This window comes from Nesterenkonia lutea (assembly GCF_014873955.1).
Classification (GTDB): Bacteria; Actinomycetota; Actinomycetes; order Actinomycetales; family Micrococcaceae; genus Nesterenkonia; species Nesterenkonia lutea.
This window is the reverse complement of the sequence record NZ_JADBED010000001.1, coordinates 1,044,371-1,069,443: the sequence shown is the minus strand read 5'-3', so window position 1 is coordinate 1,069,443 and position 25,073 is coordinate 1,044,371. Positions and strand designations below refer to the sequence as shown.

23 protein-coding genes and 1 tRNA gene are annotated in these 25,073 nt (G+C 67.2%); 5 read left to right on the top strand and 19 right to left on the bottom strand.

Translation table 11 applies throughout. The features are described from left to right. Nucleotides 1-56 precede the first annotated feature (56 nt). The 13 genes from H4W27_RS04885 to H4W27_RS04825 all read right to left on the bottom strand — a co-directional run bounded on the left by H4W27_RS04885 (nucleotide 57) and on the right by H4W27_RS04825 (nucleotide 14,015). Nucleotides 57-2,342, bottom strand: a complete 2,286-nt coding sequence (locus H4W27_RS04885) for a RelA/SpoT family protein (RefSeq protein ID WP_318782384.1) — start codon at nucleotides 2,340-2,342, stop codon at nucleotides 57-59. A 158-nt stretch (nucleotides 2,343-2,500) separates the two neighbouring features. Further along, nucleotides 2,501-3,628: a protein translocase subunit SecF gene (gene secF / locus H4W27_RS04880; protein WP_192594928.1), complete on the bottom strand. Its 1,128-nt coding sequence runs from the start codon at nucleotides 3,626-3,628 to the stop codon at nucleotides 2,501-2,503. Next, on the bottom strand, nucleotides 3,628-5,550 hold the full coding sequence (gene secD, locus H4W27_RS04875; protein ID WP_192594927.1) for a protein translocase subunit SecD: 1,923 nt from the start codon (nucleotides 5,548-5,550) through the stop codon (nucleotides 3,628-3,630). The genes secF and secD overlap by 1 nt, the downstream gene beginning before the upstream one ends. 10 nt (nucleotides 5,551-5,560) lie before the next feature. Continuing rightward, a complete protein-coding gene (gene yajC / locus H4W27_RS04870) occupies nucleotides 5,561-5,902 on the bottom strand; it encodes a preprotein translocase subunit YajC (protein WP_192594926.1) in 342 nt (113 codons plus the stop codon). 76 nt (nucleotides 5,903-5,978) lie between these two features. Beyond that, nucleotides 5,979-6,971: a Holliday junction branch migration DNA helicase RuvB gene (ruvB, locus tag H4W27_RS04865; protein ID WP_192596438.1), complete on the bottom strand. Its 993-nt coding sequence runs from the start codon at nucleotides 6,969-6,971 to the stop codon at nucleotides 5,979-5,981. A 38-nt stretch (nucleotides 6,972-7,009) separates the two neighbouring features. Further along, nucleotides 7,010-7,624 (bottom strand): Holliday junction branch migration protein RuvA, encoded by a 615-nt coding sequence (gene ruvA / locus H4W27_RS04860; RefSeq protein ID WP_192594925.1) that lies wholly within the window; start codon nucleotides 7,622-7,624, stop codon nucleotides 7,010-7,012. 85 nt (nucleotides 7,625-7,709) lie between these two features. Next, on the bottom strand, nucleotides 7,710-8,429 hold the full coding sequence (gene ruvC, locus H4W27_RS04855; RefSeq protein ID WP_192594924.1) for a crossover junction endodeoxyribonuclease RuvC: 720 nt from the start codon (nucleotides 8,427-8,429) through the stop codon (nucleotides 7,710-7,712). Between the two features lie 50 nt (nucleotides 8,430-8,479). Then, nucleotides 8,480-9,238: a YebC/PmpR family DNA-binding transcriptional regulator gene (locus H4W27_RS04850; protein ID WP_192594923.1), complete on the bottom strand. Its 759-nt coding sequence runs from the start codon at nucleotides 9,236-9,238 to the stop codon at nucleotides 8,480-8,482. Nucleotides 9,239-9,334: 96 nt separating this feature from the next. Further along, nucleotides 9,335-9,949 (bottom strand): phosphatidylinositol phosphate synthase, encoded by a 615-nt coding sequence (gene pgsA / locus H4W27_RS04845; RefSeq protein ID WP_192594922.1) that lies wholly within the window; start codon nucleotides 9,947-9,949, stop codon nucleotides 9,335-9,337. Then, nucleotides 9,949-10,491 (bottom strand): HIT family protein, encoded by a 543-nt coding sequence (locus H4W27_RS04840; protein WP_192594921.1) that lies wholly within the window; start codon nucleotides 10,489-10,491, stop codon nucleotides 9,949-9,951. Before H4W27_RS04840 ends, pgsA begins: the two co-directional genes overlap by 1 nt. A gap of 6 nt (nucleotides 10,492-10,497) precedes the next feature. After that, a complete protein-coding gene (thrS, locus tag H4W27_RS04835; protein WP_404821862.1) occupies nucleotides 10,498-12,501 on the bottom strand; it encodes a threonine--tRNA ligase in 2,004 nt (667 codons plus the stop codon). Between the two features lie 167 nt (nucleotides 12,502-12,668). Beyond that, nucleotides 12,669-13,538 carry an Fpg/Nei family DNA glycosylase gene (locus H4W27_RS04830; RefSeq protein ID WP_192594919.1) on the bottom strand — a complete coding sequence of 290 codons (870 nt, stop codon included), beginning with the start codon at nucleotides 13,536-13,538 and terminating at the stop codon, nucleotides 12,669-12,671. Between the two features lie 3 nt (nucleotides 13,539-13,541). Continuing rightward, nucleotides 13,542-14,015: a ribose-5-phosphate isomerase gene (locus H4W27_RS04825; RefSeq protein WP_192596437.1), complete on the bottom strand. Its 474-nt coding sequence runs from the start codon at nucleotides 14,013-14,015 to the stop codon at nucleotides 13,542-13,544. Nucleotides 14,016-14,339: 324 nt separating this feature from the next. Between H4W27_RS04825 and H4W27_RS04820 the strand changes: the two genes are divergently transcribed. Next, entirely contained in the window at nucleotides 14,340-14,780 is a 441-nt protein-coding gene (locus tag H4W27_RS04820) for a globin (protein ID WP_404821861.1), read from the top strand. Nucleotides 14,781-14,821: 41 nt separating this feature from the next. On the opposite strand, the gene H4W27_RS04815 is transcribed toward H4W27_RS04820, so the two are convergent. Both H4W27_RS04815 and H4W27_RS04810 read right to left on the bottom strand, forming a co-directional pair. Then, nucleotides 14,822-15,502: a hypothetical protein gene (locus H4W27_RS04815; protein ID WP_192594917.1), complete on the bottom strand. Its 681-nt coding sequence runs from the start codon at nucleotides 15,500-15,502 to the stop codon at nucleotides 14,822-14,824. Between the two features lie 5 nt (nucleotides 15,503-15,507). After that, complete coding sequence (locus tag H4W27_RS04810; protein WP_318782158.1) at nucleotides 15,508-16,209, bottom strand: FadR/GntR family transcriptional regulator; 702 nt, start codon at nucleotides 16,207-16,209, stop codon at nucleotides 15,508-15,510. A gap of 188 nt (nucleotides 16,210-16,397) precedes the next feature. On the opposite strand from H4W27_RS04810, the gene H4W27_RS04805 reads away from it, so the two are divergent. The 3 genes from H4W27_RS04805 to H4W27_RS04795 all read left to right on the top strand — a co-directional run bounded on the left by H4W27_RS04805 (nucleotide 16,398) and on the right by H4W27_RS04795 (nucleotide 19,504). Continuing rightward, complete coding sequence (locus tag H4W27_RS04805) at nucleotides 16,398-16,940, top strand: gluconokinase (protein ID WP_264080979.1); 543 nt, start codon at nucleotides 16,398-16,400, stop codon at nucleotides 16,938-16,940. Further along, the gene (locus H4W27_RS04800) at nucleotides 16,937-18,337 is read left to right on the top strand and encodes a GntP family permease (protein WP_192594915.1); all 1,401 of its coding nucleotides are present in this window, start codon (nucleotides 16,937-16,939) and stop codon (nucleotides 18,335-18,337) included. The genes H4W27_RS04805 and H4W27_RS04800 overlap by 4 nt, the downstream gene beginning before the upstream one ends. Before the next feature lie 132 nt (nucleotides 18,338-18,469). Further along, nucleotides 18,470-19,504, top strand: coding sequence for an acyl-CoA thioesterase (locus H4W27_RS04795; protein WP_192594914.1), 1,035 nt, complete (start codon nucleotides 18,470-18,472; stop codon nucleotides 19,502-19,504). Between the two features lie 89 nt (nucleotides 19,505-19,593). Here the strand turns inward: H4W27_RS04795 and H4W27_RS04790 are convergent, their stop codons facing one another. From H4W27_RS04790 to H4W27_RS04780, 3 genes are all read right to left on the bottom strand, one after another. Beyond that, nucleotides 19,594-20,880, bottom strand: coding sequence for a glycosyltransferase (locus H4W27_RS04790; protein WP_192594913.1), 1,287 nt, complete (start codon nucleotides 20,878-20,880; stop codon nucleotides 19,594-19,596). 76 nt (nucleotides 20,881-20,956) lie between these two features. Continuing rightward, the gene (locus tag H4W27_RS04785) at nucleotides 20,957-22,426 is read right to left on the bottom strand and encodes a DUF2079 domain-containing protein (protein ID WP_225939008.1); all 1,470 of its coding nucleotides are present in this window, start codon (nucleotides 22,424-22,426) and stop codon (nucleotides 20,957-20,959) included. Between the two features lies 1 nt (nucleotide 22,427). Then, nucleotides 22,428-22,500 (bottom strand) — tRNA-Arg (locus H4W27_RS04780). Nucleotides 22,501-22,752: 252 nt separating this feature from the next. Here H4W27_RS04780 and H4W27_RS04775 point away from each other — a divergent pair. Then, on the top strand, nucleotides 22,753-23,250 hold the full coding sequence (locus H4W27_RS04775) for a single-stranded DNA-binding protein (protein ID WP_192594912.1): 498 nt from the start codon (nucleotides 22,753-22,755) through the stop codon (nucleotides 23,248-23,250). A gap of 110 nt (nucleotides 23,251-23,360) precedes the next feature. Here the strand turns inward: H4W27_RS04775 and ettA are convergent, their stop codons facing one another. Next, nucleotides 23,361-25,043, bottom strand: coding sequence for an energy-dependent translational throttle protein EttA (ettA, locus tag H4W27_RS04770; RefSeq protein ID WP_192594911.1), 1,683 nt, complete (start codon nucleotides 25,041-25,043; stop codon nucleotides 23,361-23,363). Between the last annotated feature and the right edge of the window lie 30 nt (nucleotides 25,044-25,073).

Sequence of the window (25,073 nt, the reverse complement as noted above, 5' to 3'; positions counted from 1 at the left end):
GGACGTCAGTGCTGGTTGGAGGTCAGTGCCGGTTGGAGGTCAGTGCCGGTGTCGGATCAGTGCTCGCGGCGCTTTCCCACGGTGCGGTAGACGTCGTAGACCCCATCGATGCGGCGCACCGAGTTCAGCACGTGGTTCAGGTACCGCGGATCGCCCATCTCGAAGGAGAACCGGGAGAGCGCCACCCGATCACGGGAGGTCTGCACGCTCGCTGAGAGGATGTTCACCTGGGATTCCGCCAGGATCCGTGTCACGTCGGAGAGCAGCGACTTGCGGTCCAGCGCCTCCACCTGGATCTCGACGAGGAACACCGAGGACTTCGTCGGCGCCCATTCCACCTCCACCAGTCGTCCGGGCTGGTCACGGAGCTGTTCGACATTGCGGCAGTCACCGCGGTGGACCGAGACGCCCTGCCCGCGGGTGACAAAGCCTTCGATCTCATCGGGCGGCACCGGCGTGCAGCAGCGGGCGAGCTTCACCAGCACGTTGCCGGCGCCCTTGACGATCACTCCGGCGTCGGAGTACTGATTCGCCGGGGTCACCGGGGAGGTGATCGGAGTCGTGTCATGCTCCTCGGACTCCTCCTCCTCCGGCTCGAAGAGGGCGATGAGATGCTCGATCACGTTCTGGGTGGAGACATGGTCCTCGCCCACTCCGGCGTAGAGGCCCGCAACCTCGGTGTAGTGCAGCTGCTTGGCCACCGTGTCGAGGACCTCGGGGTTCATCACCTTCTGCAGCGGAAGCTGGGACTTCCGGATGGCCTTGGTCAGGCTCTCCTTGCCGCGCTCGATGGACTCCTCGCGACGCTCCTTGGAGAACCAGTGCCGGATCTTGTTCCGCGCCCGGGCGCTCTTGATGAACTGGAGCCAGTCGTTGCTCGGCCCCGCCGTCTCCGACTTGGAGGTGAAGATCTCCACCCAGTCACCGTGCTGGAGCTCCGAGTTCAGCGGCACCAGCTTGCCGTTGACCCGGGCGCCGATCGTCTTGTGCCCGACATCGGTGTGGATGGCGTAGGCGAAGTCCACCGGGGTGGAGCCTGCCGGCAGCGACATGACCTCGCCCTTGGGCGTGTAGACGAAGACCTCTTTGGCATTGATCTCATACCGAAGCGAATCCAGGAACTCGTCCGGATCCTTCGTCTCGGACTGCCAGTCCACCAGAGAGCGCAGCCAGCCGATGTCCTCGGTGGCCTGGGACTGCTGGGTGGCGGTTCCAGCCAGCGAACCGCCGACCGGAGGCTCGGAGGCGGCATGCGGCACGGAGATGTCCTGCTTGTACTTCCAGTGCGCGGCGACGCCATACTCGGCTCGCCGGTGCATCTCATGGGTGCGGATCTGGATCTCCACCGGCTTGCCCGCAGGCCCGAGCACGGTCGTGTGCAGCGACTGGTACATGTTGTATTTCGGCATGGCGATGTAGTCCTTGAACCGCCCGGGCAGCGGATTCCACCGCGCGTGCAGGGCCCCCAGCACCGCGTAGCAGTCGCGGATCGTGTCCACCAGGACCCGCACGCCCATGAGGTCGTGGATGTCGTCGAACTCTTTCCCGCGCACGATCATCTTCTGGTAGATCGAGTAGTAGTGCTTGGGCCTGCCGGTGATGGTCGCGGAGATGCTGGCCTCGTTGAGGTCATCGGCGATGGTCTCCCGGACCTGGGAGAGGAACTTCTCCCGCTGCGGGGTCCGATCCCCCACCAGGCGCACGATCTCCTCGTAGACCTTGGGATAGAGCGCTGCGAAGGAGAGGTCCTCCAGCTCCCATTTGATCGTGTTCATCCCGAGCCGGTGGGCCAGCGGGGAGAAGATCTCCAGCGTCTCCTTGGCCTTGCGCGCGCTCGACTCGGCCGCGACATAGCGCCAGGTGCGCGCATTGTGGAGCCGGTCTGCCAGCTTGATCATCAGCACGCGGATGTCCTTGGCCATCGCCAGCACCATCTTGCGCACGGTCTCTGCCTGGGCGGCGTCTCCGAACTTGAGCTTGTCCAGCTTCGTGACTCCGTCGACCAGCAGCGCGATCTCGTCGCCGAACTCCTCGGTGAGCTGCTCCAGGGAGTAGGAGGTGTCCTCCACCGTGTCATGCAGCAGCGCCGCAGCCAGGGTGGAGCCAGTCAGTCCCAGTTCGGCCAGAATGGTGGCCACCGCCACCGGATGCGTGATGTAGGGATCGCCGCTCTTGCGCTTCTGGTCCCTGTGGTGATGATTGGCGGCCGCGAAGGCGCGCTCCACCAGGGGGAAGTCCTGCTGGGAGTCGTTGGCCCGCATGGCGCGCAGCAGCGGCTCGAGCAGCGGCGAGGAGGACGTCTCGTCACTGACCACGCCGACGGCGCGCGCTCTTCTGACCACGGGCGGTGAGGCTGCACTCGCTGCCGCGAGCTGCGTGGTGCCCTCTGGAGCCGGGCGATCCTCGTTCACCAGTGCGGACCTGCTTTCCCTAGAGCGGAGTCGGGATGCCGAAGACGGCGTGTCGGCAATTCTAGCCCCATTCCAGGTCCCGCCGAGACTCAGTGCTCGTGAGGGGCCTGGATGATGACCTGGTAGTCCTCCTCCTGGTCGAGGTCCTCCTCGGACTCCTCCTCGGGAAGCGGCGGAAAGGCGGCGGGTCGCCCGGCCGCATCCAGCGCTGTCCCAGAGGCGGTGACGGCGTGGACACCGCGCTGCTCGCGCAGGGAGAGCACCTCCGCAGTGTGGGCCCTGATGTCTGCATCATTGCGTCGCATCCGCGCGTACAGCGGCGCCTGGATGAAGACGGTGGCCAGCGTGCCCACGATGATGCCGACGAACAGCGAGAGCGAGATGTCTCGCAGCGTGCCCGCGCCGAGCAGCAGCGAACCGATGAACAGGATCGATCCCACCGGCAGGATGCCCACCACCGAGGTGTTGATCGAGCGCACCAGGGTCTGGTTGACGGCCAGGTTCACCCGTTCGGTGAACGTCTGATCCTTCTGTCCGCGCAGTCCGTCCACGTTCTCGCGGATCTTGTCGAAGACGACCATGGTGTCGTAGAGCGCGTAGGAGAGGATGGTCAGGAAGCCGATGATCGCGCTGGGGGTCACTTCGAACCCGGTGGCGGCGTAGATCCCGACAGTGGTGATGACCACAAAGCCCAGGCCCAGCATCGCGGCGAGCGACATGGTCCAGGTTCGGAAGTAGAAGGCCATGTACAGCGCCACCAGGACGACGAAGATCACCAGCCCCAGCAGCATCTGCTGGGAGATCTGCTCGCCCCAGACGGGGCCGATGAAGGTGGAGCTGACCTGCTCGCCCGCCACGCCGTAGCCCTGTTCGAGGGCGTCTGCGACCTCGAGGGTCTCGGTGTCGCTGAGCTCCTCGGTCTGCACGCGCACGGTGTTGGGCGCGACATTGGTGACGATCGCGTCCTGGCCGGAGACCTCCTCCACGGCGTCCTGGCCGATGCCGATGTCGGTGTTCTCGGTCTGCGAGATGGTGAACTCCGAGCCGCCGGTGAACTCGATGCCCAGGTTGAAGCCACCTCGGAAGAACGGCACCGCGATCGAGGCGAGCACCAGGATCCCGGCGAGGATGAACCAGAGATTGGACTTCTGGATGAACGGGTAGGACCGCTCACCGGTGTAGAGCTGGTTGCCTGCTTTGGCGAAGTTTGCCGCCATCAGCGCTCCTCCTCGATCTCACCGGCGTCAGGCCGGTGCGTGGTCGCGGCTGCGCGCGCTCTGCGGCGTTCGGCGATGGTCATCTGGGCCCACTCCTGATCCGAGATCTCCGGAACGTCCCGGACCCGATCTTCACGGGCGTCCTCAGGAGTCCATGCGGAGCGGCGCAGCGGAGAACTGGTCGGAGTGCTCGAGGAGGCGCTGCCCACGGGCGCTGCGCCGGCTGGAGACTGTGACTCGACCTCGCCGTCCTGCTCTGTGCCCGGCGTGGGGCGCGCGTACCGTCTCGAGCCGCGGTAGAGGACGTCGACGCCGAGCTCCTTCTCCGAGAGCCCGGAGAACGGCCTGCCTGCGGCGAAGAACCTCTTCCGGGCGATCAGCTGCATGAGCGGATGCGTGAACAGGAAGACCAGGATCACGTCGATGACGGCGGTCAGGCCCAGCGTGAACGCGAAGCCGCGCACGTTGCCCACAGCCACCAGGTAGAGCACGACGGCGGCGATCACGTTCACCGCCTTGGAGGCCAGAATGGTGCGTCGGGCACGGGCCCAGCCGGCTTCGACGGCGCCGGGCAGGGAACGGCCCTCCCGCAGCTCGTCCTTGACTCGCTCGAAATACACGATGAAGGAGTCTGCTGTGAGGCCGATGGACACGATCAGCCCGGCGATGCCGGCCAGAGACAGGCGATACCCGTCGCTCCAGCCGAGCAGCGCGATGGCCCACCAGGTCATGACTCCGGCCACCACCAGGGAGGTTATGGTGACCAGGCCCAGCGCGCGGTACTGGAAGAGCGCGTATCCGGCCACGAGCACCAGGCCGATGATCCCTGCCAGGAGACCCAGGCGCAGCTGTTCATCGCCCAGGGTGGCTGAGATCTGCTGCTCGGACTCGATCTCGAAGCTGATCGGCAAGGAGCCATAGCGCAGCTGTTCGGAGAGTCCGCGGGCCTCCTCCTCGGTGAAGTCACCGGTGATCTGCGGACGGCCATCCACGATCGCGGCCTGCGTGGTCGGGGCCGAGATGACCTGACCGTCGAGCATGATGGCGAACTGGTTGCGCGGAGCCTCCAGATTCAGCAGCCGACTGGTGGTGTCGCTGAAGGCCGCAGTGCCTTCGGCATCGAAGTTGATGGTCACGGCCCAGCGTCCGGTGGACTGGCCTCCGGGAGACTGTTCCATCCCGAAGCTGGAGTCGGAGATGTTCGTGCCGGGGACCTCCACCGGTCCGAGCAGGTACTTCATGCCGGTCTCGGGGTCGCAGGAGATCAGCGGCTCATCCCCGGAGTTCGCGGCGCGATCTTCGAAGCTGATCTCGCGGCTGCATTCAAAGTTCGCGAACTCAGCGGCGAGCTCCGGGGTCACCCAGTTGGGATCAGAGCCGTTCTCGGGCTCCGCTGTGGGCTCCTCGAAGTCCTCGGGCTCTGCGGGCTCCTCGTCCTCGGTCGCGCCGAGCTCTTCCTCGAGCGCTTCGGCGTCCTCCTCGGAGAGGTCCTCCGCCTCGGCGAGCAGGCTCTCCATGAACTCCATGTCCTGCTCCACCTGGATGACCGGACGGAACTCCATATCGGCGGAGGCCTGGATCAGCTCGCGGGTCTCGGCGTCGGGAACGCCGGGCATGCCGACGACCACGTTCTCCGCGCCCTGGGTGGCGATCTCGGACTCCGTCACGCCTGAGCCGTCCACGCGCTGACGGATGACCTCCACGGCCTGTTCCAGCTGCTCGGAGTCGATCTCCTCCTCCCCGTCGACCTGCGGGGAGAGGACCATCTGCGTGCCGCCTTCGAGGTCCAGCGCCAACAGCGGAGCCCATTGGGCGCGTCCGTCCTGGACCGCATAGGCCAGAAGCCCGCCCATGCCCAGGAGCAGCACGAGCAGGCCGATCAGAACGCCGCGAGCATGCGCGGCGGGGGTGCGTGTCGCCATCGAGTGCGGATCAGTCCTCGGTGCTGGCGGCGGGTTCAACCACCTGCTGGATCGCGCCGACCAGGAAGTCCACCCGGTCCCCGGAGCTGAACTCCAGTGTGACCCGCTGGGCCTCCTCATCACGAGAGACCACGGTGCCGACCATTCCTCCTGCGGTGACGACCTGGGCACCGACCACGGCGCCGCCGCGCGCCTTCGACTGCTCGTCGCGGAGCTTCTTGCCGCGGCGGAAGGTCAGGAACATGAAGATCACCAGGATCGCGATCATGATCAGCAGGAACGGATCAAAGCCCGCGGTGGCGCCGCCACCTTCGGCTGCGAGGACCTGGGCGTCTTGGGGGGAAGCGTTCACGGATCGGGCCAATCTCTCGTCGCGGGATGGTCTCACCAGGTCTACGAGGCAGAAGCTGCGTAACCTGGCCGGTCATTCAACCCGACAGACTATCAGGGTGACGCTCGGGCGGAGTGAGTCCCAGGTGCCGCCAGGCATCATCGGTGGCCACGCGTCCGCGCGGGGTGCGCGCGAGCAGGCCCTCGCGCACCAGGTAGGGCTCCGCGACCGTCTCCACCGTCTCGGTCTCCTCCCCCACGAGCACGGCCAGGGTGGAGAGGCCCACCGGGCCGCCCTTGAACTTCAGGCACAGCGCCTCCAGCACGGACCGGTCCAGTCGGTCCAGGCCGCGTTCATCGACCTCATACATCTCCAGGGCCGCCGCGGCGGTGGAACGATCGACCTCGTGCACCCCGTGGACCAGCGCCCAGTCCCGAACCCGGCGCAGCAGCCGGTTGGCGATGCGCGGGGTCCCGCGGGAGCGCGAGGCGATCTCGGCGAAGCCGGCGGAGGCCACATTCATGTCCAGCATCATCGAGGATCTGCGGAGCACCAGCTCGAGCTCCGCCTCGCTGTAGAACTCAAGATGACCGGTGAAGCCGAAGCGGTCCCGCAGCGGCCCCGGAAGCAGTCCAGCCCTGGTGGTCGCACCCACCAGGGTGAAGGGTGGCAGCTCCAGCGGGATGGAGGTTGCTCCGGCGCCCTTGCCCACGATCACGTCGACCCGGAAGTCCTCCATGGCCATGTAGAGCAGCTCCTCCGCAGGACGTGACATCCGGTGGATCTCATCGACGAAGAGCACCTCTCCCTCGGTCAGGGAGGACAGGATCGCGGCCAGATCCCCGGCATGCTGGATCGCCGGGCCAGAGCTGATCCGCAGCGCGGCGCTCATCTCGGCGGCGATGATCATCGCCAGCGTGGTCTTGCCCAGGCCCGGGGGCCCGGAGAGCAGCACGTGGTCGGAGGTCGTGCCGCGCATGCGTGAGGACTCGAGCACCAGTGAGAGCTGCCGGCGCACCGTCTGCTGCCCCACGAAGTCACTGAGCGCCTTGGGACGCAGCGCAGCCTCCATGGCGCGCTCCTCGGTCATCGAGGAGCTGCCGAGAAGCTCCCGGGGGCCTTCTGCGCTCATCGGGCCCCTCCGAGGCTGCGCAGCGCCTGGCGCAGCACGGTGGAGACATCGGCCTGGACCAGCTCGGGCTCGGCGACGAGAAGCTTCTCGACGGCGGCCCTGGCATCCCTCTCGATCCACCCCAGTGAGATCAGCGCCTCGCGGACCTGGACGGCGACCTCCGGCTCGGCGACGGGAGTCACGGCTGACTCCGCCGCCGTCGGCTGATCGATGACCAGCTTGCCCGCGAGCTCGAGCAGGATCCGCTGTGCGGTCTTCTTGCCGATGCCGGGCACCCTGGTGAAGGCAGCGGTGTCCGAGTCCGCGATGGCCTGATGCACCTCTGTGGGGGTGTGCACGGCGAGGACGGCGAGGGCCATGCGTGGGCCGATCCCGGAGATGGAGACCAGCGTCGTGAAGATGACCCGTTCTGCACGTTCGGAGAAGCCGAAGAGCAGCGGGGCGTCATCCTGCCTGGGCACGAAGCTCGTGTGCAGCCGCGCCTCGGTGCCGTGGTGCAGTTCGGCGAGGGTGCGCGGGGTCGCGGAGACATGCAGTCCGAACCCGGAGACCTCGACGACGGCGTGGTCGGTGCCGACGTGGAGCACGTCGCCCCGGATGGAAGAGATCATGGCTCACCTCACCGTCGCGCGCGGCGACTGGTTGCAGTCCAGGGGGTCGATCCCCTGGTCTGATTAGAACATGTATTCGAACACTTTAGCGCGCCCGCTTGTCTGCGGCCATCCAGGCGCGCTGGGCAGGGGTCAGCTGGTCGGAGCCCGTGCCGCCGAGGCCCCGGGAGCCCGAACCCCGTCCCACGCCCTTGGCCGCGGCGGCCTGCTGGGCGCGCTGCAGCGCCGTGCTGGCGCCCTGGTGAGTCTGCGTGCCCGCCGACATGTTGAACCGGGCACCGATCCCGGAGCGCCAGCCGTGGCAGATGGCCACGGCATAGGCGTCGGTGGCATCCACCGGCTTCGGCAGCCCGGGAAGCTTCAGGATCCGCTGGACCATCCGGGCCACGGCCTGCTTGTCGGCGTTTCCGTCATCGGTGACGGCGGCCTTGACCTCGGAAGGGGTGTGCCAGGCCACGGGAATGCCGCGGGCGGCCGCAGCCGCGATGATGACTCCGGAGGCCTGCGCGGTGGCGACCACGGTCGGAGCGTTGTTCGAGGCGAACACGCGTTCGATGGCCAGCACGTCCGGCGCGAACCGGTCCAGCAGCGCCTCAGCGGCGCGCTGGATGCTCAGGATCCTTTCGGCCAGGTCCTGGGTCGCCTTGGTGCCGGTGACCTCCACGTGCAGCGATTCTCCGGTGCGGTTGAGGTTCATCTCCACGACGGCGAACCCGCAGCGGGTCAGTCCCGGGTCCACCCCGAGGATGCGCTGCGCGGTGCGGGAGGTCCCCGCAGTGCCGGCGACCACAGAGGGCTGAGTCATCAGGGCGTGCTCACCTGTCCCTGCTCTTGGCGATCAAGGGGCCACCCGCATCAGTCTTCCTCCTCCAGCGCGGCCAGCGTCTCGGCGCTGAGATCGGCGTTGCTGTGCACGCTCTGCACATCCTCGAGGTCCTCGAGCGCGTCAGCGAGCCTGAAGAACTTCTTGGCGGCGTCGACGTCGAGGTCCACGGTGACCTCGGAGACGAACTCCACCTCGTCACTGTCGTACTCGATGCCCGCCTCCTCCAGTCCCCTGGTCACTGCGTGGAGATCCTGCGGCTCGCAGCGCACCTCGAAGCTGGCCTCGTGCTCGATGACGTCTTCGACCCCGGCCTCCAGCACGGCGGCCAGCACATCGTCCTCCGCCAGCTCGTCGCTGCTGAGCATCACGGCGCCCTTGCGCTGAAACATGTACGCCACCGAGCCGGGGTCCGCCACGGTTCCGCCAGCTCGGGTCACTGCGGTGCGCACCTCGGCCGCGGCCCGGTTGCGGTTGTCAGTGAGGCACTCCACCAGAAGCGCCGAGCCCTGGGGGCCGCGCACCTCATAGGTGATCTCCTCGTACTCCACCGAGTCTCCGGTGAGACCAGCGCCGCGCTTGATCGCGCGGTCGATGTTGTCGTTGGGCACTGAGTTCTTCTTCGCCTTGGACACGGCGAGATCCAGGCCGGGGTTGCCCGCCATGTCGGGGCCGCCGTTGCGCGCGGCCACCTCGATCTGCTTGATGTAGCGGGCGTTGAGCTTGGCGCGCTTGGCGTCCACAGCAGCCTTGCGGTGCTTCGTGTTGGCCCATTTGGAATGGCCGGCCATGGTTCTCCTCGGGAATGACGTCAGCTCGGTCGCAGGGAGCGACTGCAGGATGCAGCCCCCTGGGGTCTTGCCTCCAGCCTATCGGAGAGGCAGGACCTAATCGGCGGAGGTCGCGGCCTGGGAGATCACTGTGCGGAAACGCTGGACGATGGTGACCACGGAGGCCAGCGCCAGCAGCACCAGCACCACCAGGAGCACGCCGGGGTGCAGCCCCAGCCCGGTGAACCCGGTGAACACCAGGGTCAGCACCATCCTTTCCGAGCGTTCAGCGATCCCGACATCGGCGCGGTACCCCAGCGACTCTGCCTTGGCCCGGACATAGGAGACCAGATTGCCGGTGAGCAGGCAGAGCCCGGCGGCGATGCCCAGCCAGACGTCCTCTCCGCCGGTGAAGAACCAGATGAGCAGCCCCAGGAACACCGCCCCGTCCTGCACCCGGTCCAGACAGGAGTCCAGGAATCCGCCGAGCGGGGAGCCCTGTCCGCTCAGCCGCGCCATGAGCCCGTCGATGAGGTCGGAGAAGACGAAGATCGTGATGAACACCGTGCCCCAGAACAGCTCCCCCATCGGGTAGAGGACCAGGGCGCCCAGAGACACCCCGACCGTCCCGATGACGGTCACCATGTTGGGCGTCATCCCGATCCCCAGCAGGACCTTGGCGATGGGGGTGAACAGCGCACTGAAGAAGGCGCGGGCGTGGCGGTTGAGCATCAGCTCGACTCGTCCCAGGCCGCTGCGACCACGTCGCGGGTCTCTGCAAGTGTCTGTGAGAGGTTCTTGGTCTGCGCGATGATCGGCATGAAGTTCGTGTCCCCGCTCCAGCGTGGGATCACGTGCTGGTGCAGATGGGCCGCGATCCCGGCCCCTCCGACCTTTCCCTGGTTGATGCCCAGGTTGAATCCCCCGGGGTTCGCCGCGCGACGCAGCACCGTCATGGCCTGCTGGGTCAGCGCGATGAACTCCTGGGACTCCTCGGCGTCCAGATCCGTCAGATCCGGCACGTGGCGGTAGGGGCACACCATCAGGTGTCCAGGATTGTAGGGGTAGAGGTTCAGCAGCACGAAGCAGCTCCGGCCTCGATGCACGATCAGCGACGCTTCATCGGTGCGCCCCGGGCCCTGACAGAACGGGCAGTCCGCGGAACCGCTCACCTGGTCCTGACCCCGCTGCTGATAGGCCGCGCGGTGCGGGGTCCACAGCCGCTGGAAGGCGTCAGGGACGCCGGCCAGTTCGAATTCGTCGGCAGACCCCACAGCGGCTCAGCCTTCCTTGGATTCGATCGCGGCGAGGATCCGGGCCACGGCCTCGTCCACCGGGACCTGGTTGTCCTGACTTCCGTCGCGCAGACGGAAGGAGACGGCGCCGGCGTCGACGTCGTCACCCCCCGCGATGAGCACGAAGGGAATCTTGTCCTTGGAGGCTGTGCGGATCTTCTTCGGGAAGCGGTCGCTGCTGTCCTCGAGCTCGGCGCGCACTCCCGCGGCCCGCAGCTTCGCCACGACCCCGGCGAGGTAGTCGTTGAACGGTTCGGCCACGGGCACCGCCCGCACCTGGACCGGGGAGAGCCAGACCGGGAAGGCCCCGGCGTAGTGCTCGGTCAGCACGCCGAGGAAGCGTTCGATGGAGCCGAACTTCGCCGCGTGGATCATCACCGGCTCCTGACGGCTGCCGTCGGCGGCCTGGTATTCAAGTCCAAAGCGAGCAGGCTGGTTGAAGTCGTACTGCACGGTGGACATCTGCCAGGTGCGGCCGATGGCGTCGCGTGCCTGCACCGAGATCTTGGGTCCGTAGTAGGCGGCGCCGCCGGGATCGGGGACGAGTTCCAGTCCGGTCTCCTGGGCGACCTCCTCGAGCACCGCTGTGGCCTCGGCCCACTGCTCGGCGCTGCCGATGAACTTCTCCGAGTCCTCGTCGCGCGTGGAGAGCTCCAGGTAGAAGTCATCGAGCCCGAAGTCACGCAGCAGGGAGAGCACGAATGTGAGCAGGTGGCGCACCTCATCGGGTGCCTGTTCCTTCGTCACATAGGAGTGCGAGTCGTCCTGGGCGAAGCCGCGGACGCGGGTGAGTCCGTGGATGACTCCTGACTTCTCGTAGCGGTAGACCGAGCCGAACTCGAAGAGCCGCATCGGCAGCTCCCGGTAGGAACGTCCGCGGGAGCGATAGATCAGATTGTGCATCGGGCAGTTCATCGCCTTGAGCCGGTAGTCCTGACCCTGTTTGGTGATGTTGCCCTCGGCGTCGCGCTCCTCGTCGACATGCAGCGGAGGGAACATGGTGTCCGCATAGTAGGGCAGGTGTCCCGAGGTGTGGAACAGCCCGTCCTTGGAGATGTGCGGGGTGCCCACGTACTGGAAGCCGGCCTCGATGTGGCGGGTCCGGACGTAGTCCTCCATCTCCCGCTTGATGATGCCGCCCTTGGGGTGGAACAGCGGCAGTCCGGAGCCCAGCTCGTCGGGGAAGCTGAACAGATCGAGCTCGGAGCCCAGTCGGCGGTGATCCCGGCGCTCGGCCTCTGCCAGGCGCTCCTTATAGGCCTTCAGGTCTTCCTTGGTGGGCCATGCGGTGCCGTAGAGGCGCTGCAGCTGTGGGTTGGACTCCTTGCCGCGCCAGTAGGCGGCGGCTGAGCGCATCACCGCATAGGCGTTGGCGATGAGTTTGGTGTTCGGCAGGTGCGGGCCCCGGCAGAGGTCGGACCAGACCCGCTCCCCGTGGCGATCGACGTTGTGGTAGATCGTGATCTCGCCTCCGCCGACCTCGATGCTGGCGCCCTCGGCTGCCTCAGCGGCACCATCGGCATCGCTGGCCACACCGAGCAGCTCGAGCTTATAGGGCTCCTGGGCCATGGCGGCCTTGGCCTGCTCCTCGGTGACCACCTCGCGCTCGAAGTGCTGGGTCTGGTTGATCAGCTTCTGCATGGCCTTCTCGATCTTCTTCAGGTCCTCCGGGGTGAAGGGATCCTCCACGTCGAAGTCGAAGTAGAACCCATCCGTGATGTACGGACCGATGCCCAGCTTGGCCTCGGGGTAGAGCTGCTGGACCGCCTGGGCCATCACATGAGCAGTCGAGTGGCGCAGCACATTGAGCCCGTCCTGGCTGGAGATGTCCACAGCCTCCACGACGGCCCCGGCCGGAATCTCCCGGGACAGGTCCCAGAGCTCTCCGTCGATCCGCATGACCACTGTGGTCTTGTCCGCTGCGAACAACGTGGTGCCGGTGGTGCCGGAGGCGATGCTCGTCTCTTCTCCGTCGCGGGTGATGCTGATGGACTCAGCCGGCTGTACTGGCTGGGACGGGGCTTCCGACGCTTCGTTCTCGGACACTTGGGGTGTACTCCTCACGGATGTTCTGCGGACCAGGCGATTCTACGGGAACCCCGGCGCAGCGTCCTGACCGGCTGGAGGCTGTTCCCGGAACACCTGGATGCGCCGGGTCAGCGCAGCTGGCAGCCGGGACACCAGTACAGACGGCGTCCCTGCAGCTCTCGGGCCGCGATGAGCTCCCCGCAGCGCAGACACGCCGTGCCCTGGTGCTGGTACACCCAGTGCCGACGGTCCCCCTCGGTGCGCAGCGTGCGGATGAGGCCTTCACGGACTCCTGTGCGCAGCTGTTGGGACAGTCGGTCCCACAGCGCCGCCGCCCGAGAAGCGCTGAGCTCGTTGCTCGGCGTCTCGGGAGCGATGCTCTCGAGGAAGAGCGACTCGGCGCGGTAGATGTTCCCCACCCCGGCGATCACCGCCTGCTCCATCAGAGCCGCGGCGATGCTCATCCGGCGGCGCGCGAGGTTCTCCAGGAAACGTTCCCGCTCGGCGGTGGCCGAGGTGTCAGGGGCCTGCCGCAGCGGGTCTGGCCCGAGCCTGGCGAGGATCAGCGCATGTTCGCCCGGTTCGAGCACCGCGCAGGTGGCCGGGCCCCGGAGATCCGCCCAGCCGTGCCTCGCCTGGACACGGGCCCGCACGGCCCCCTGCGGCGGTTCGGGGATCAGCCAGCCGTCGTCGTCGTACCGGGGTCTCAGCTCGGCCGTCCACGCGCGGGGCGCCCCGATCGAGGGCGGCGCCGCGAAGCTGCTGTCGCCGCGGAAGCTGAACGCCCCGTAAAGTCCCAGGTGCACATGCCAGATCCGCGTGTCCAGGTGGACGAAGAGGTGTTTGCCCCACGCCTCGGCGTGCCGCGGGACCTCAGCGTCAAGACGCAGGGCACCCGCGGCGAAGCGCCCCTGAGGCGAGCTGACCCGCCACGGGGAGCCGCTGAAGACGGCGTTGACCTGGGCGGCCAGCCGGTGCAGCGTGTGACCCTCAGGCATCGATCAGTCGAGGATCTCGCCGGTCAGCTCGTAGTGGGCGATCTTCCCGATGCGGCGGGCGTGACGCTCATCCCCGCTGAACTCTGCCCGCAGGAACGCCTCGACGATCGTGGTGGCCTCCTCGAGGCTGTGCTGACGTCCGCCGAGAGCCACCAGGTTGGCGTCATTGTGCTCACGGGCCAGCACGGCGGTGTCCACGTTCCACGCCAGCGCGGCGCGGGCCCCGGTCACCTTGTTCGCGGCCATCTGTTCGCCGTTGCCAGAGCCTCCCAGCACGATGCCCAGCGCGCTGCGTCCCGCGGTGCGCGCCGCGACCACGGCCTCAGCGGCCCGGATGCAGAACGCCGGGTAGTCATCAAGCGCGTCGTACTCCCGGGGCCCATGGTCCTCGAGCTCATAGCCGAGTCCGCGCAGATGGCTGACCAGGTGGGCGGAGAGCTCCATGCCGGCGTGGTCGGTGGCGATGTGGACTTCCATGTTGCCTTCCATGTTGGATTCCATGCTGTCTTCCATGATCTCTGGAGGAGCCTTTCAGGGAGGATGTGCGTGTCGGGGCGCCGGAACAATCCTACGTTCCGCAGAGGAACAGTCCTGCACCGAGTATCGTTGCACCCTGCACAGCGTCGAGCACGGTCGAGCACGAAGGTCGAGCCCACAGGTCGAAGACGAAGCGCGTCCAGGAGGAACATGTCAGCCGAAGAGCCACAGCCCGCCCGGGAGCTTCCCGAGTTCTCCAACCGCCTGGGGGCTCCGATCGCCACGGTGAGACCTGTCGGGCGGCCACCCTCGCAGGTCTCCGGACTGCCCTCGCGCCAGCCCGGTCCGGCGCAGCCAGAAGCCGAGCAGCCAGAAGCCGAGCAGCCAGGACCCGAGCAGCAGAGCTTCTACGAGGCCATCGGCGGAAGGAAGACCTTTCAGCGGATCGTCGATGTCTTCTACGACCATGTCGCCGCGGATGAGGACTTCCGGGCGATGTACCCGGAGCAGGATCTCGCCCCCGCCAAGGAGAGGCTGCTGACCTTCCTTGAGCAGTACTGGGGCGGGCCGCGGACCTACCAGGAGCAGCGCGGGCATCCCCGGCTGCGGATGCGGCACATGCCCTTCACCGTGGACGCCGAGGCCCGGGACAAGTGGCTGAGCTTCATGCGGGCCGGCGTGGACGCTGCCGAGCTCTCACCGCTGCATGACCAGATCCTGTGGGACTACCTCGAGCGCGCGGCCCATTCGATGGTCAACAGCTGAGGTCCTCACCGCTGGTCCCCGGCCGCCGCGGTCGCCGCGAATCAGCTGGGCTGCTCCTTGGTGGCGCGGCAGAGGATGAATCCGCCCTGTGAGCTGAGCCGGACCCAGCGGCCCCTGCGATGGACGGCGGTGACGCCCCCGACCGACTCTCCGGCCAGGAAGTTCAGCGCATGCGCTCCGAAGGCCGCGCCTGCCGGAATCTGACGTGCCGCAGAGTCCGGGACGGCGGACAGCGACCGGCCCCAGACGCGCTCACGCACCTGTTCGACCACGGCCGCGCCCGCGGAGACGGGAACGGCCTGAGCGATCTCCTCGATGCCGGCCTCCGCCTGGCTCCGAAGCTCGCCGTCATCGAGGCTCCCCAGCGGCTCCCAGCCGGAGCGTGGAGGGGTCACTGCCGCCCAGGGAACCGTGAGTCGGCTCGGCGGCAGGGCCAGCGTGGTCTCCGCAGGGTTCATCCGAGCAATGCGTTCGCTGATCGAGCTGAGCTCCGCGGTCACATCTGCTTGAGACTCCTCCGCCAGCGCCACGGTGCGCAGTCCCAGCACCGCAGGCAGCTCCCCGGTCAGCGAGCTGGGGGTCATCACCGGTACCCAGGCGGCCAGCACGCGGCCCACGGCCTGGAGCCGGATGCCCTGCTCCTGGATCCGTCGGGCACGCTTGATGAAGGTGGAGAGGTCCTGAAGCGAGACGGCCTCGGCGAATCGCAGCGATTCAGTCATGGTCCTCATTGTTCCAGAGCGGAGCGGACCTCACCGACCAGGATCTCCATCTGCCCCCGGGCCGCCTTCGAGTCCTGTTCGGCGATCGCCCGGGCCACACGCTCGTGGGCGTCGAGCGCCTCCGGCATGGGACGTGTCGGCATGAGACCGTGCTGAGTGCGCCCGGTGAGGACCTCCGCCACGACGTCGGCCAGGGCCGCGAACATCGAATTGGCCCCGGCCTCGAGCAGCAGCCGGTGGTAGGCGACGTCGGCCAGCATGAACTCCTCGAGCTGCTCGGCCTCGCCCAGCCGGCGCATGGCGGCGGCGAGGTCCAGCAGCCTGCGGGCCTGGTCCTCGCTGCGCCGGAGCGCCGCCATGGCAGCAGCTTCGGTCTCCACGGCGATGCGCAGCTGAGTCAGCTCGATGAAGGCTTCCCGGGCATGGCTGGAGGCGAGTCGCCACGCGATCACTGCCGGTGAGAAGACGCTCCACTGTTCGGCGGCGGTGACCACGAGGCCGATGCGCCGCTTGGAGTAGAGCAGACCGTGGGACTCGAGCACCTTGACGCTGTCCCGGGCCACAGTGCGGGAGACCTTGAAGCGCTGCTGCAGAGACTCTAGCGTCAGCACCGTTCCGGGGATGAGCCCTCCATCTACGATCTCGCGGCCGAGCGTCTCGGAGATCGCGTCACGACCCACGCGGGCGACGGCGGAATTCTGCGGCACGACACTGCTCTCTGCTCGATGGCGGTGCAAACATCACACCTTTTCATGTAAAGGTGCTATCTTAGCTGGCACGTGGTCCCCGTCACAGGGAACCCAGCACCTGACCCTCAGCACTAAGGAATTCGATGACGAATCCCCCCACCAAGCCTAGCCCGAGCGCAGGCCCTCCCCCCTGTCACCTGGTAGTGATGGGAGTCTCCGGCTCGGGGAAGTCCACCCTGGCCGCGGCCCTGGCGGAAGAACTTCGCCTGCCCATGGCCGAGGCTGATGAGTTTCACCCCGCCGCCAACATCGCGAAGATGGCGTCCCAGACGCCGCTCACCGATGAAGATCGATGGCCCTGGCTCGAGGCGCTGCGCGACTGGATGACCAGTCAGGCCGCGACAGGCAGCATCATCACCTGCTCCGCCCTGCGGCGCAGCTATCGAGATCTGCTCCGGGGCGCGGCGGGACGAGTGATCTTCCTGCATGTGGATGTGGACATCCCTCGCCTGAGCACCCGGCTCGCGCACCGCAGCGGGCACTTCATGCCTCCTGAGCTGCTCGAGTCGCAGCTGAAGACGCTTGAACCCCTGGGGCCGGAGGAGGACGGCGTGCGGCTGAGCAATGATGCCGACGTCGACGACCTTCTTGAGACAGCTCGCAGCTGGCTCCGCCAGGCCCGTGAGGGCACCCCCGCCGCGCAGGCGGCAACTGCTGCAGACAACCGCAATGATTGGAACCGCTCATGACACTCGAAGGCTGGGAACAGTCCCTCGGCACCGCACCGCTGCTCGGCATCGCCGCCGGCTCGATCGCGGTGCTCCTGCTGCTCATCATCCGCTTCAAGGTCCACGCCTTCGTCGCCCTGATCCTCGTCTCGCTGCTCACCGCAGCCGCAGCGGGGATCCCCACTGCGGAGATCGTCCCGGTGCTGACCTCCGGATTCGGCTCCACGCTGGCCTCTGTCGCGCTTCTCGTGGGACTGGGCGCCATGCTCGGGCGCATCGTGGAGGTCTCCGGCGGCGCCAAGGTGCTGGCAGACGCACTCGTGACCCGCTTCGGCGAGAAGCGTGCCCCCTTCGCGCTCGGCGTGGCCTCGCTGCTCTTCGGGTTTCCGATCTTCTTCGACGCCGGCCTGGTGGTGATGCTGCCCGTGGTCTTCGCCGTGGGACGTCGCCTCGGCGGCTCGGTGCTGCTCTACGGCCTGCCCGTGGCAGGTGCCTTCTCGGTCATGCACGTGTTCGTGCCGCCGCACCCGGGACCTGTCGCCGCCAGCGAGTTCTTCGAGGCGAACGTCGGCATCCTGCTGATCGCCGCCCTGCCCATCGCGATCCTCACCTGGTACGTGACCTGCTATCTCTTCGGCATGTGGGCCGGTCGCCGCTTCGAGCTCCCCATCCCCATGATCCTGGGACAGGCGGATGAGGCCGCAGAGAAGAACCCCCCGAAGTTCTCCACTGTGGTGATGATCCTGCTGCTGCCCATGCTGCTGATCTTCCTGAACACCGGGCTGGACACGCTCTCCACCGCAGGCGCGATCTCCGCTGAGCAGACCGAGTCCTTCTGGTACGGCCTGCTGACCACACTGGGCGCGACACCGGTGGCGCTGATCATCACGCTGCTGGTCGCCGTCGCCGCCGTGGGCACCCGGGGCGGTCGCGGCATGAGCGGAGCACAGGACGTCATGGACAAGGCTCTGGCTCCGGTCTGTGCAGTCATCCTGATCACCGGTGCCGGCGGCATGTTCGGCGGCGTCCTGCGCGAATCCGGGATCGGCGAGGCGCTCTCCGACTCGCTCTCCGGCGTCGGAATCCCGCTGATCCTCGCTGGATTCGTGATCGCCGGTGTTCTGCGCATCGCGCAGGGCTCCGCCACGGTGGCGCTGACCACGGCGGCAGGACTGCTCGCCTCGGGCGTGGCAGCGGCAGACTTCAACGAGCTGCAGCTGGCCGCGATGGTCATCTCCGTGGCCGCCGGCTCGGTCATCGCCTCCCATGTCAACGACTCCGGCTTCTGGTTGATCTCCAGGTTCTTCGACATGGATGTCAAGACCACGCTGAAGACCTGGACGGTGCTGGAGACGTTGATCGGCGTCATGGCCTTCCTCCTGGCCTGGGCGCTCTTCGGAGTCGCCTCGCTGATCTGACCCACGGCGGCGACCACTGCGGCACCGCTCTCCTGTGACCCCGGCGCCGGGTCCGGTCTGACCAGGCCGGGCCCGGCGCCGGGCCGTTAGAGTAGGGGCATCTGACCCTGTCCACGCCTGGAAGGACATCGCATGCCTGATCCTCGGTACAGCGTGCCCACTGCTGCAGAGTCCGTGCAGCAGCTGGTCGACATGCTCCAGCTCAAGCACCTGGACCCGAACGACGCCGCTGGGGCCGGCCCCAGCGCCGAGGACCATTTCCTCGGCCCGGTGTTCAAGCAGGCCTACTGGCGGGTCTTCGGAGGCCAGGTCCTGGCGCAGTCGGCCACCGCGGCGATGCAGACGGTGGAGCCGGACCGCCTGATCCACTCCGTGCACGGCTACTTCCTGCGTCCGGGTGATGCGACCAAGCCCATCCAGGTCTCCGTCGATCGCCTCCGCGACGGGGGCTCCTTCTCGGCCCGGCGCAGCCAGGCCTATCAGGACGGGACGCCCATCCTGTCCATGATCGCCTCTTTCCAGCGGCCCTCCCCCGGAGTGGCGCATCAGCGCAGAATGCCCCAGAACGTCCCGGATCCGGAGGATCTTGCGCCGCCGCAGGAGCTGGTCGGCCATGTCAAGCATCCGATCGTCCACGAATGGGCGCACGGCCGGCCCTTCGACATCCGCCACGTGGATCGGCCCATCTACCTGGAGGCCGATCAGGACCCTCATGCGACCAGTGCGGTCTGGCTCAGGACCAAGGCGCCGCTGCCAGATGATCCCGACATCCACCGGGCGGCCATCCTGTATGCCTCTGACTACACGCTGCTGGAGCCGATCCTGCGCCGGCACGGCCTCTACTGGGCCAAGCCTGAGATGAAGGTGGCCTCCCTGGACCACGCGATGTGGTGGCACCGCGATGCGCGCGCCGACGAGTGGCTGCTCTATGTCCAGCAGAGTCCCAGCGCGCAGAACGCCCGCGGCCTGGCACAGGGCTGGATCTACAGCCGAGAAGGGGCACTCGTCGCATCGGTCGCCCAGGAAGGGATGGTGCGACCCCCGGAGGGGCTTCGCCCGAAGCTCTCCGAGAAGATGCAGCAGACACTGGTGCACAGCTCACGGGCCACCCGACAGGTCAACAAGAAGTACTCGGAGACCTGGTCCTCGCGCTACCTGGACAGCTGATACATGCCGCTGCCTGTCATAGACGCGACTGGCTGACGATCGCCCCAGGAGCTTTGTCTGGGGTCGTCCAGGGTGCTCGGCGAGCGTGTTCAGCTGCTGGTCACCAGAGCGACGCTGCGGTAGGCCTCGCGGGTGGCCGCAGCGGTCGCCTCCCAGGAGTACGAGCTCGCCAGGGCCGCGGCCGTGCTGCTGTACCGCGACCAGGCCCGCCGGTGCAGCACCAGCCAGCGCAGCTGCTCCGCCCACTCCCCCGGCTCCAGGCTGGGGATCAGGCGGCCGGTGCGGCGATGCTGGACCAGCGCTGAGAGGCCACCCACATCGTGGGCGAGCACCGGCGTGCCGCAGGCCATGGCCTCGAGCGCCACGAGTCCGAAGGATTCGCTGTAGGAGGGCATCAGCACCGCATCGCTGCTGCGAAAGAGCTCGGCCAGCCTGCGATGCGGCAGCGGAGGCAGCGCACGCAGCGAATCCGCGACCCCTGCGCGTTCTGCCAGGGCCCGCAGGTCCAGCACGTCTTCTCCGCTCTGGCTCCCGGCGACGACCAGCTCCACCGGGACCTCCGGCATCATTCTGCGCAGCTCCCCGAGCGCCTCCACGGCGACCTGGGGTCCCTTGTGCGGCTGCAGCCGGCCGGCGAAGGCCAGCCGGAGTGCACGGCCCTCGAGCGCTCCGCCGCGCGGATCCTCACCGACCGGAGGGTGGAACACCCCGAGGTCCACACCCGGCCTGATCAGCGCGATGCGGGCAGCATCGAGCACGAAGAGCCGCTTGAGGTCTGCGATCTCTCGTTCGGTGTTCGCGGTGACCAGATCGGCTGTGCCGGCGATGTCGGCCTCAGCGAGGCTGCGCTGCGGATCCTCCTGCGTGTCCGGATCGCGTTCCCGCTTGACTGCGGCGATGGTGTGCATCGTGTGCACCAGCGGTGCTGCCAGTGCACGGGCCACCGTGATCCCCGCAAGTCCGGAGATCCAGTAGTGGGAGTGCACCGTCGTCACCGGACGCGGGTCTGCGGACCGCAGGCTGTCCAGGGCCCGGTCCGCGAGGGAGTCGAGCTGTTCGAGCAGCGCAGATCTCTCAGTGCGCGCCCGGGGTCCGACGGCAAGCGTGTGAAGCCGCCGTCCATCGTCGAGCACGCGGCACCGGTCAGCGCGCAGCGGCTTCTCGGCGTCGGCGTCGCTGGTGATGATGTCCACGGTGATGCCGGCCTGCACCAGCGCACGGCTGAGCTGGTTGACATAGACGTTCAGACCACCTGCGTCACGGCTGCCTGCCTGCGCCAGCGGTGAGGTGTGCAGGCTGATCATCACCACACGTGCCGAGGCCTGAGCGGTCTGCAGGTCTGAGCTGACCGTCGCAGGGACGCAGTCGGTGGACATGTGGCTCTCCATGACGCCGTGTGAGGACTCGAAACGGCTGAGGGTGTGGTGGTTCGGTGCTCATGCTACAGCGCGGTCATCGCCGCAGATATTCCGCGCAGTCGTTCTGGGTGGAGTCCTCGCTCGTCTCGGCGGGGTCCAGCTCGCGGTGCAGCACCCAGAGCCCGGCATCGTCCTCGATGACCGGGTCGAAGCCCAGGCGCTCTGCGCGAGCAAAGGCTGCTTCGGGTGAGAGCGGGGCGGAGCCGCCCAGCTCCTCGACCTGTTCATCGATGATGATCCAGCTCAGCTTCGTATCGTCGGTGGTGCCGTTGAGCCCGACCGAGGTGCGGTCCACCAGATGCGGGACCGCGGTGTCGGCGGCTTCCACGCAGACACCATCGGGGACGGCGTCCACGGCGCGCTGATGAGCCTGGGCCCGTTCGTCCATGGACCAGTTCTCCGCCGTGATCGTGCGCTGGAGCGGAAAGACTCCGGGGAATGCCAGCGTGCCCACCAGTCCTACCGCGATGACCGATGCCGGCAGGATGACCGCCAGCGCACGCAGCCGAGGCCATCGCCGGTGAAGTCTCCGCGCCACGTCGAAACCTGCGAGCAGGAAGATCGGGGCGAGGATCGCGTCGTACTGGTAGATGACCTCCCAGACGTTCTGACGGTCGTTGAACAGTCGAGAGAGCAGGATCGGAGCGCCCAGGATCACGTAGGGCGAGGCGAAGGGCAGCAGGAGCAGCGGAAGGAAATGCAGGGCCCAGAGTCCGAGCTTCACCGGATGGTCGAAGAGCAGACCGATCGCGTTCCAGGGCTGGGTCAGCAGAAACAGCACTGCCGCTCCGGCGCCGGGGCCCAGCGCGGTGAACTCCCAGTACCCGAACTCCCCTGCGGCGGAGAAGTGCGGGATCACCACTTCCACGGCGAACCAGTATCCGAGGACCCCCAGGACTGCGGTGACCAGGGCTGGGGTCCAGGCACGCTTCAGCGCGAGCACCATGGCCAGGGCGATGAGCGTGACGCCCATGTCCTCGCGGACCAGGAGGAGCAGGGCTCCCAGACCGACGGCGAGCCACATCCGGCCCCGCTCGATGGCCCAGATGACCCAGGCGATGATCGGCACGCCGAAGGCGACCTCGTGGAAGTCCCAGTTCACCAGGGCCTGAAAGGGCCAGAACAGCAGCAGGGCGACGGCGGCCAGCAGCGCCGGAAGGTGGCTGAACCATCCGCGCACGACAAGGTAGACCGGGACGGCGGTCGAGACCAGAAGCCCGATCATGGCGATGTTGAGCATCCTGGGGTCGTCCCAGAGCCAGTACAGCGGTGCCAGGGCCGCGATGATCGGGTGGAAGTGGTCACCCAGGAGGTGGAAGTCCTCGCCCTTGATGGGCACGATCGGTGCCTTGAACAGGCTGTACTGGCGCACCGCCTGATCGAAGATGCCCAGGTCATATCCCTTGGCCTCGAAGCTGCGGAACCGAAGCAGCGAATGTGCCAGGTACAGCAGAGCGGCCACCGTCATGACGGCGGCCAGCTGGAGTCTCTGTGATCTGGACAAGTGCCCCGGGGGGGATTCGAACCCCCGACCAGCGGATTAGAAGGCCGCTGCTCTATCCCCTGAGCTACCGAGGCGTGGACACGCAGAGATCTGCATCCCGCGCAGGTCCAGGCAGAGAGTCTACCTGCTCCACCGCGGACCGGTTTTCCCCAGCACCGGCTGGTGAATCTCCTCATCTGCTGCAGTCCACATGTCCGCGATGCCCCCCGTCGACGCTGCGCAGGCCGACCACACTGGAGACACCCTGCCACCGAGAGCCACGGCCCTCGAGGTGGGCGGGTCAGACACCAGGACCTCGATGCGCCGTGGAGAGACGGAGGAGCATGATGAGCGAGACGATCACAGTACGAGGCTTCCTCGGCGGTGAGGTGGAGGACTTCACCACGCCCCAGGGTCTGCCGATCTCCAACTTCAGACTCGGCTGCACGCCCCGACGGTACGACCGCCGCTCCGAGCGGTGGGTCAACGGTGACACCAACTGGTACACCGTCTCGGCCTTCCGGCAGCTCGCGCAGAACGTGAAGAGCAGCCTGTCCAAGGGAGATCCGGTGGTCGTCACCGGCCGTCTGCGGGTCCGTCAGTGGGAGAACGACAAGGGCCAGCGGGGCACGTCAGTGGAGATCGACGCAGAGTCAGTGGGCTATGACCTGACCTTCGGCACCGGTTCCTTCACCCGGCTGGGCACATCACAGGTGGGGACCGAGAGCACCCGCGCTCCGGCAGAGAGCGAGACCACCGGTCCCGGATCGGAGCCGGAAGGGCCCTCAGGAACGGAGGACTTGGGGCAGGAGTCTCAGGAGGCGGCGCAGCCGGCTCCCTTCTGACCGGCGCCGAGCCCGCGCGGGACGGCACGCGCCGGACAGCACGCGAGACAGAAGGGCCCGCCTGCATCCCATGGACGACAGGCGGGCCGAATCTTCCGCGTCGGCGAAGATCAGTCGCGCGTGAGCTTGCGGTGCGTCACCCGGTGGGGACGCGCCGCGTCGGCTCCGAGACGTTCGACCTTGTTGGTCTCGTAGGACTCGAAGTTGCCCTCGAACCAGTACCAGCTGGCCGGGTCCTCGTCGGATCCCTCCCAGGCGAGGATGTGCGTCGCCACGCGGTCGAGGAACCACCGATCGTGGGAGATGACCACCGCACAGCCGGGGAACTCCAGCAGCGCGTTCTCCAGGGAGCCCAGGGTCTCGACGTCGAGGTCGTTGGTGGGCTCGTCGAGGAGCAGGAGGTTGCCGCCCTGCTTGAGCGTGAGGGCGAGGTTCAGCCGGTTGCGCTCACCGCCGGAGAGCACCCCTGCCTTCTTCTGCTGGTCCGGTCCCTTGAAGCCGAACGCCGAGACGTAGGCCCGTGAAGACATCTCCACAGCACCGACGTGGATGAAGTCGAGTCCATCCGAGACGACCTCCCAGAGGGTCTTCTCGGAGTCGATCCCGGCACGGGACTGATCGACATAGGAGAGCTTGACCGAATCGCCCACGGCCAGCTTGCCGCCGTCGAGTTCCTCCATGCCCACGATGGTCTTGAACAGCGTGGACTTGCCGACGCCGTTGGGTCCGATGACGCCGACGATGCCGTTGCGCGGCAGCGAGAAGGACAGCCCCTCGATGAGCTGACGATCTCCGAAGCCCTTCTGCAGGTTCTCGGCCTCGATGACCTGGGTGCCCAGGCGTGGGCCGGGTGGGATCTGAATCTCATCGAAGTCGAGCTTCTTGGTGCGCTCGGCCTCAGCGGCCATCTCCTCGTAGCGGTTCAGGCGGGCCTTTGACTTGGTCTGGCGACCCTTGGCGTTGGAGCGCACCCACTCCAGCTCATCGGAGAGCCGCTTGGCCATCTTGACGTCTTTCTTGCCCTGAACCTTCAGGCGGGCCTGCTTCTTCTCCAGGTAGGTGGAGTAGTTGCCCTCATAGGGGTAGAGGCGGCCGCGGTCGACTTCACAGATCCACTCCGCCACGTGGTCCAGGAAGTACCGATCGTGGGTCACGGCGAGGACGGCGCCCTCGTAGGCGGCGAGGTGCTGCTCGAGCCACAGCACGGATTCGGCGTCCAGGTGGTTGGTGGGCTCGTCGAGGAGCAGCAGGTCTGGTTTCGACAGGAGCAGCTTGCACAGAGCCACGCGGCGTCGCTCACCGCCGGAGAGCACGCTGACGTCAGACTCCGGGGGTGGGCAGCGCAGGGCGTCCATCGCCTGTTCGAGCTGGGAGTCCAGGTCCCAGGCATTGGCGGCGTCGATCGCCTCCTGAAGCTTGCCCATCTCGCTCATGAGCGCGTCGAAGTCCGCGTCGGGGTTCGCCATCTCCTCAGAGATCTGGTTGAACCGCTGCAGCTTCTCGTAGATCTCGCCCACGCCCTCCTGGACGTTGCCGAGCACGCTCTTGTCCTCATTGAGCGCAGGCTCCTGCATGAGGATGCCCACGGAGTAGCCCGGGGAGAGCCGCGCCTCACCGTTGGAGGGCTCGTCGAGACCAGCCATGATCTTCAGGATCGTCGACTTGCCTGCACCGTTGGGCCCCAGGACGCCGATCTTTGCCCCGGGGTAGAAGGACATGGTGACGTCGTCGAGGATGACCTTGTCGCCCACCTTCTTGCGGGCACTGACCATGGTGTAAATAAACTCTGCCATGCTCCCCAGGCTAGTCGGCAGGGTCGACAA

Coding starts and splice junctions, on each gene's coding strand:
- secD (WP_192594927.1), bottom strand. CDS start 5,550: ATGGCGACACGCACCCCCGCCGCGCATGCTCGCGGCGTTCTGATCGGC.
- ruvC (WP_192594924.1), bottom strand. CDS start 8,429: ATGACTCAGCCCTCTGTGGTCGCCGGCACTGCGGGGACCTCCCGCACC.
- H4W27_RS04775 (WP_192594912.1), top strand. CDS start 22,753: ATGAGCGAGACGATCACAGTACGAGGCTTCCTCGGCGGTGAGGTGGAG.
- ruvA (WP_192594925.1), bottom strand. CDS start 7,624: ATGATCTCTTCCATCCGGGGCGACGTGCTCCACGTCGGCACCGACCAC.
- ruvB (WP_192596438.1), bottom strand. CDS start 6,971: ATGACCGAGGAGCGCGCCATGGAGGCTGCGCTGCGTCCCAAGGCGCTC.
- H4W27_RS04790 (WP_192594913.1), bottom strand. CDS start 20,880: ATGTCCACCGACTGCGTCCCTGCGACGGTCAGCTCAGACCTGCAGACC.
- pgsA (WP_192594922.1), bottom strand. CDS start 9,949: ATGCTCAACCGCCACGCCCGCGCCTTCTTCAGTGCGCTGTTCACCCCC.
- H4W27_RS04800 (WP_192594915.1), top strand. CDS start 16,937: ATGACACTCGAAGGCTGGGAACAGTCCCTCGGCACCGCACCGCTGCTC.
- H4W27_RS04795 (WP_192594914.1), top strand. CDS start 18,470: ATGCCTGATCCTCGGTACAGCGTGCCCACTGCTGCAGAGTCCGTGCAG.
- secF (WP_192594928.1), bottom strand. CDS start 3,628: ATGGCGGCAAACTTCGCCAAAGCAGGCAACCAGCTCTACACCGGTGAG.
- H4W27_RS04830 (WP_192594919.1), bottom strand. CDS start 13,538: ATGCCTGAGGGTCACACGCTGCACCGGCTGGCCGCCCAGGTCAACGCC.
- H4W27_RS04825 (WP_192596437.1), bottom strand. CDS start 14,015: ATGGAAGTCCACATCGCCACCGACCACGCCGGCATGGAGCTCTCCGCC.
- H4W27_RS04815 (WP_192594917.1), bottom strand. CDS start 15,502: ATGACTGAATCGCTGCGATTCGCCGAGGCCGTCTCGCTTCAGGACCTC.
- H4W27_RS04850 (WP_192594923.1), bottom strand. CDS start 9,238: ATGGCCGGCCATTCCAAATGGGCCAACACGAAGCACCGCAAGGCTGCT.
- ettA (WP_192594911.1), bottom strand. CDS start 25,043: ATGGCAGAGTTTATTTACACCATGGTCAGTGCCCGCAAGAAGGTGGGC.
- H4W27_RS04805 (WP_264080979.1), top strand. CDS start 16,398: ATGGGAGTCTCCGGCTCGGGGAAGTCCACCCTGGCCGCGGCCCTGGCG.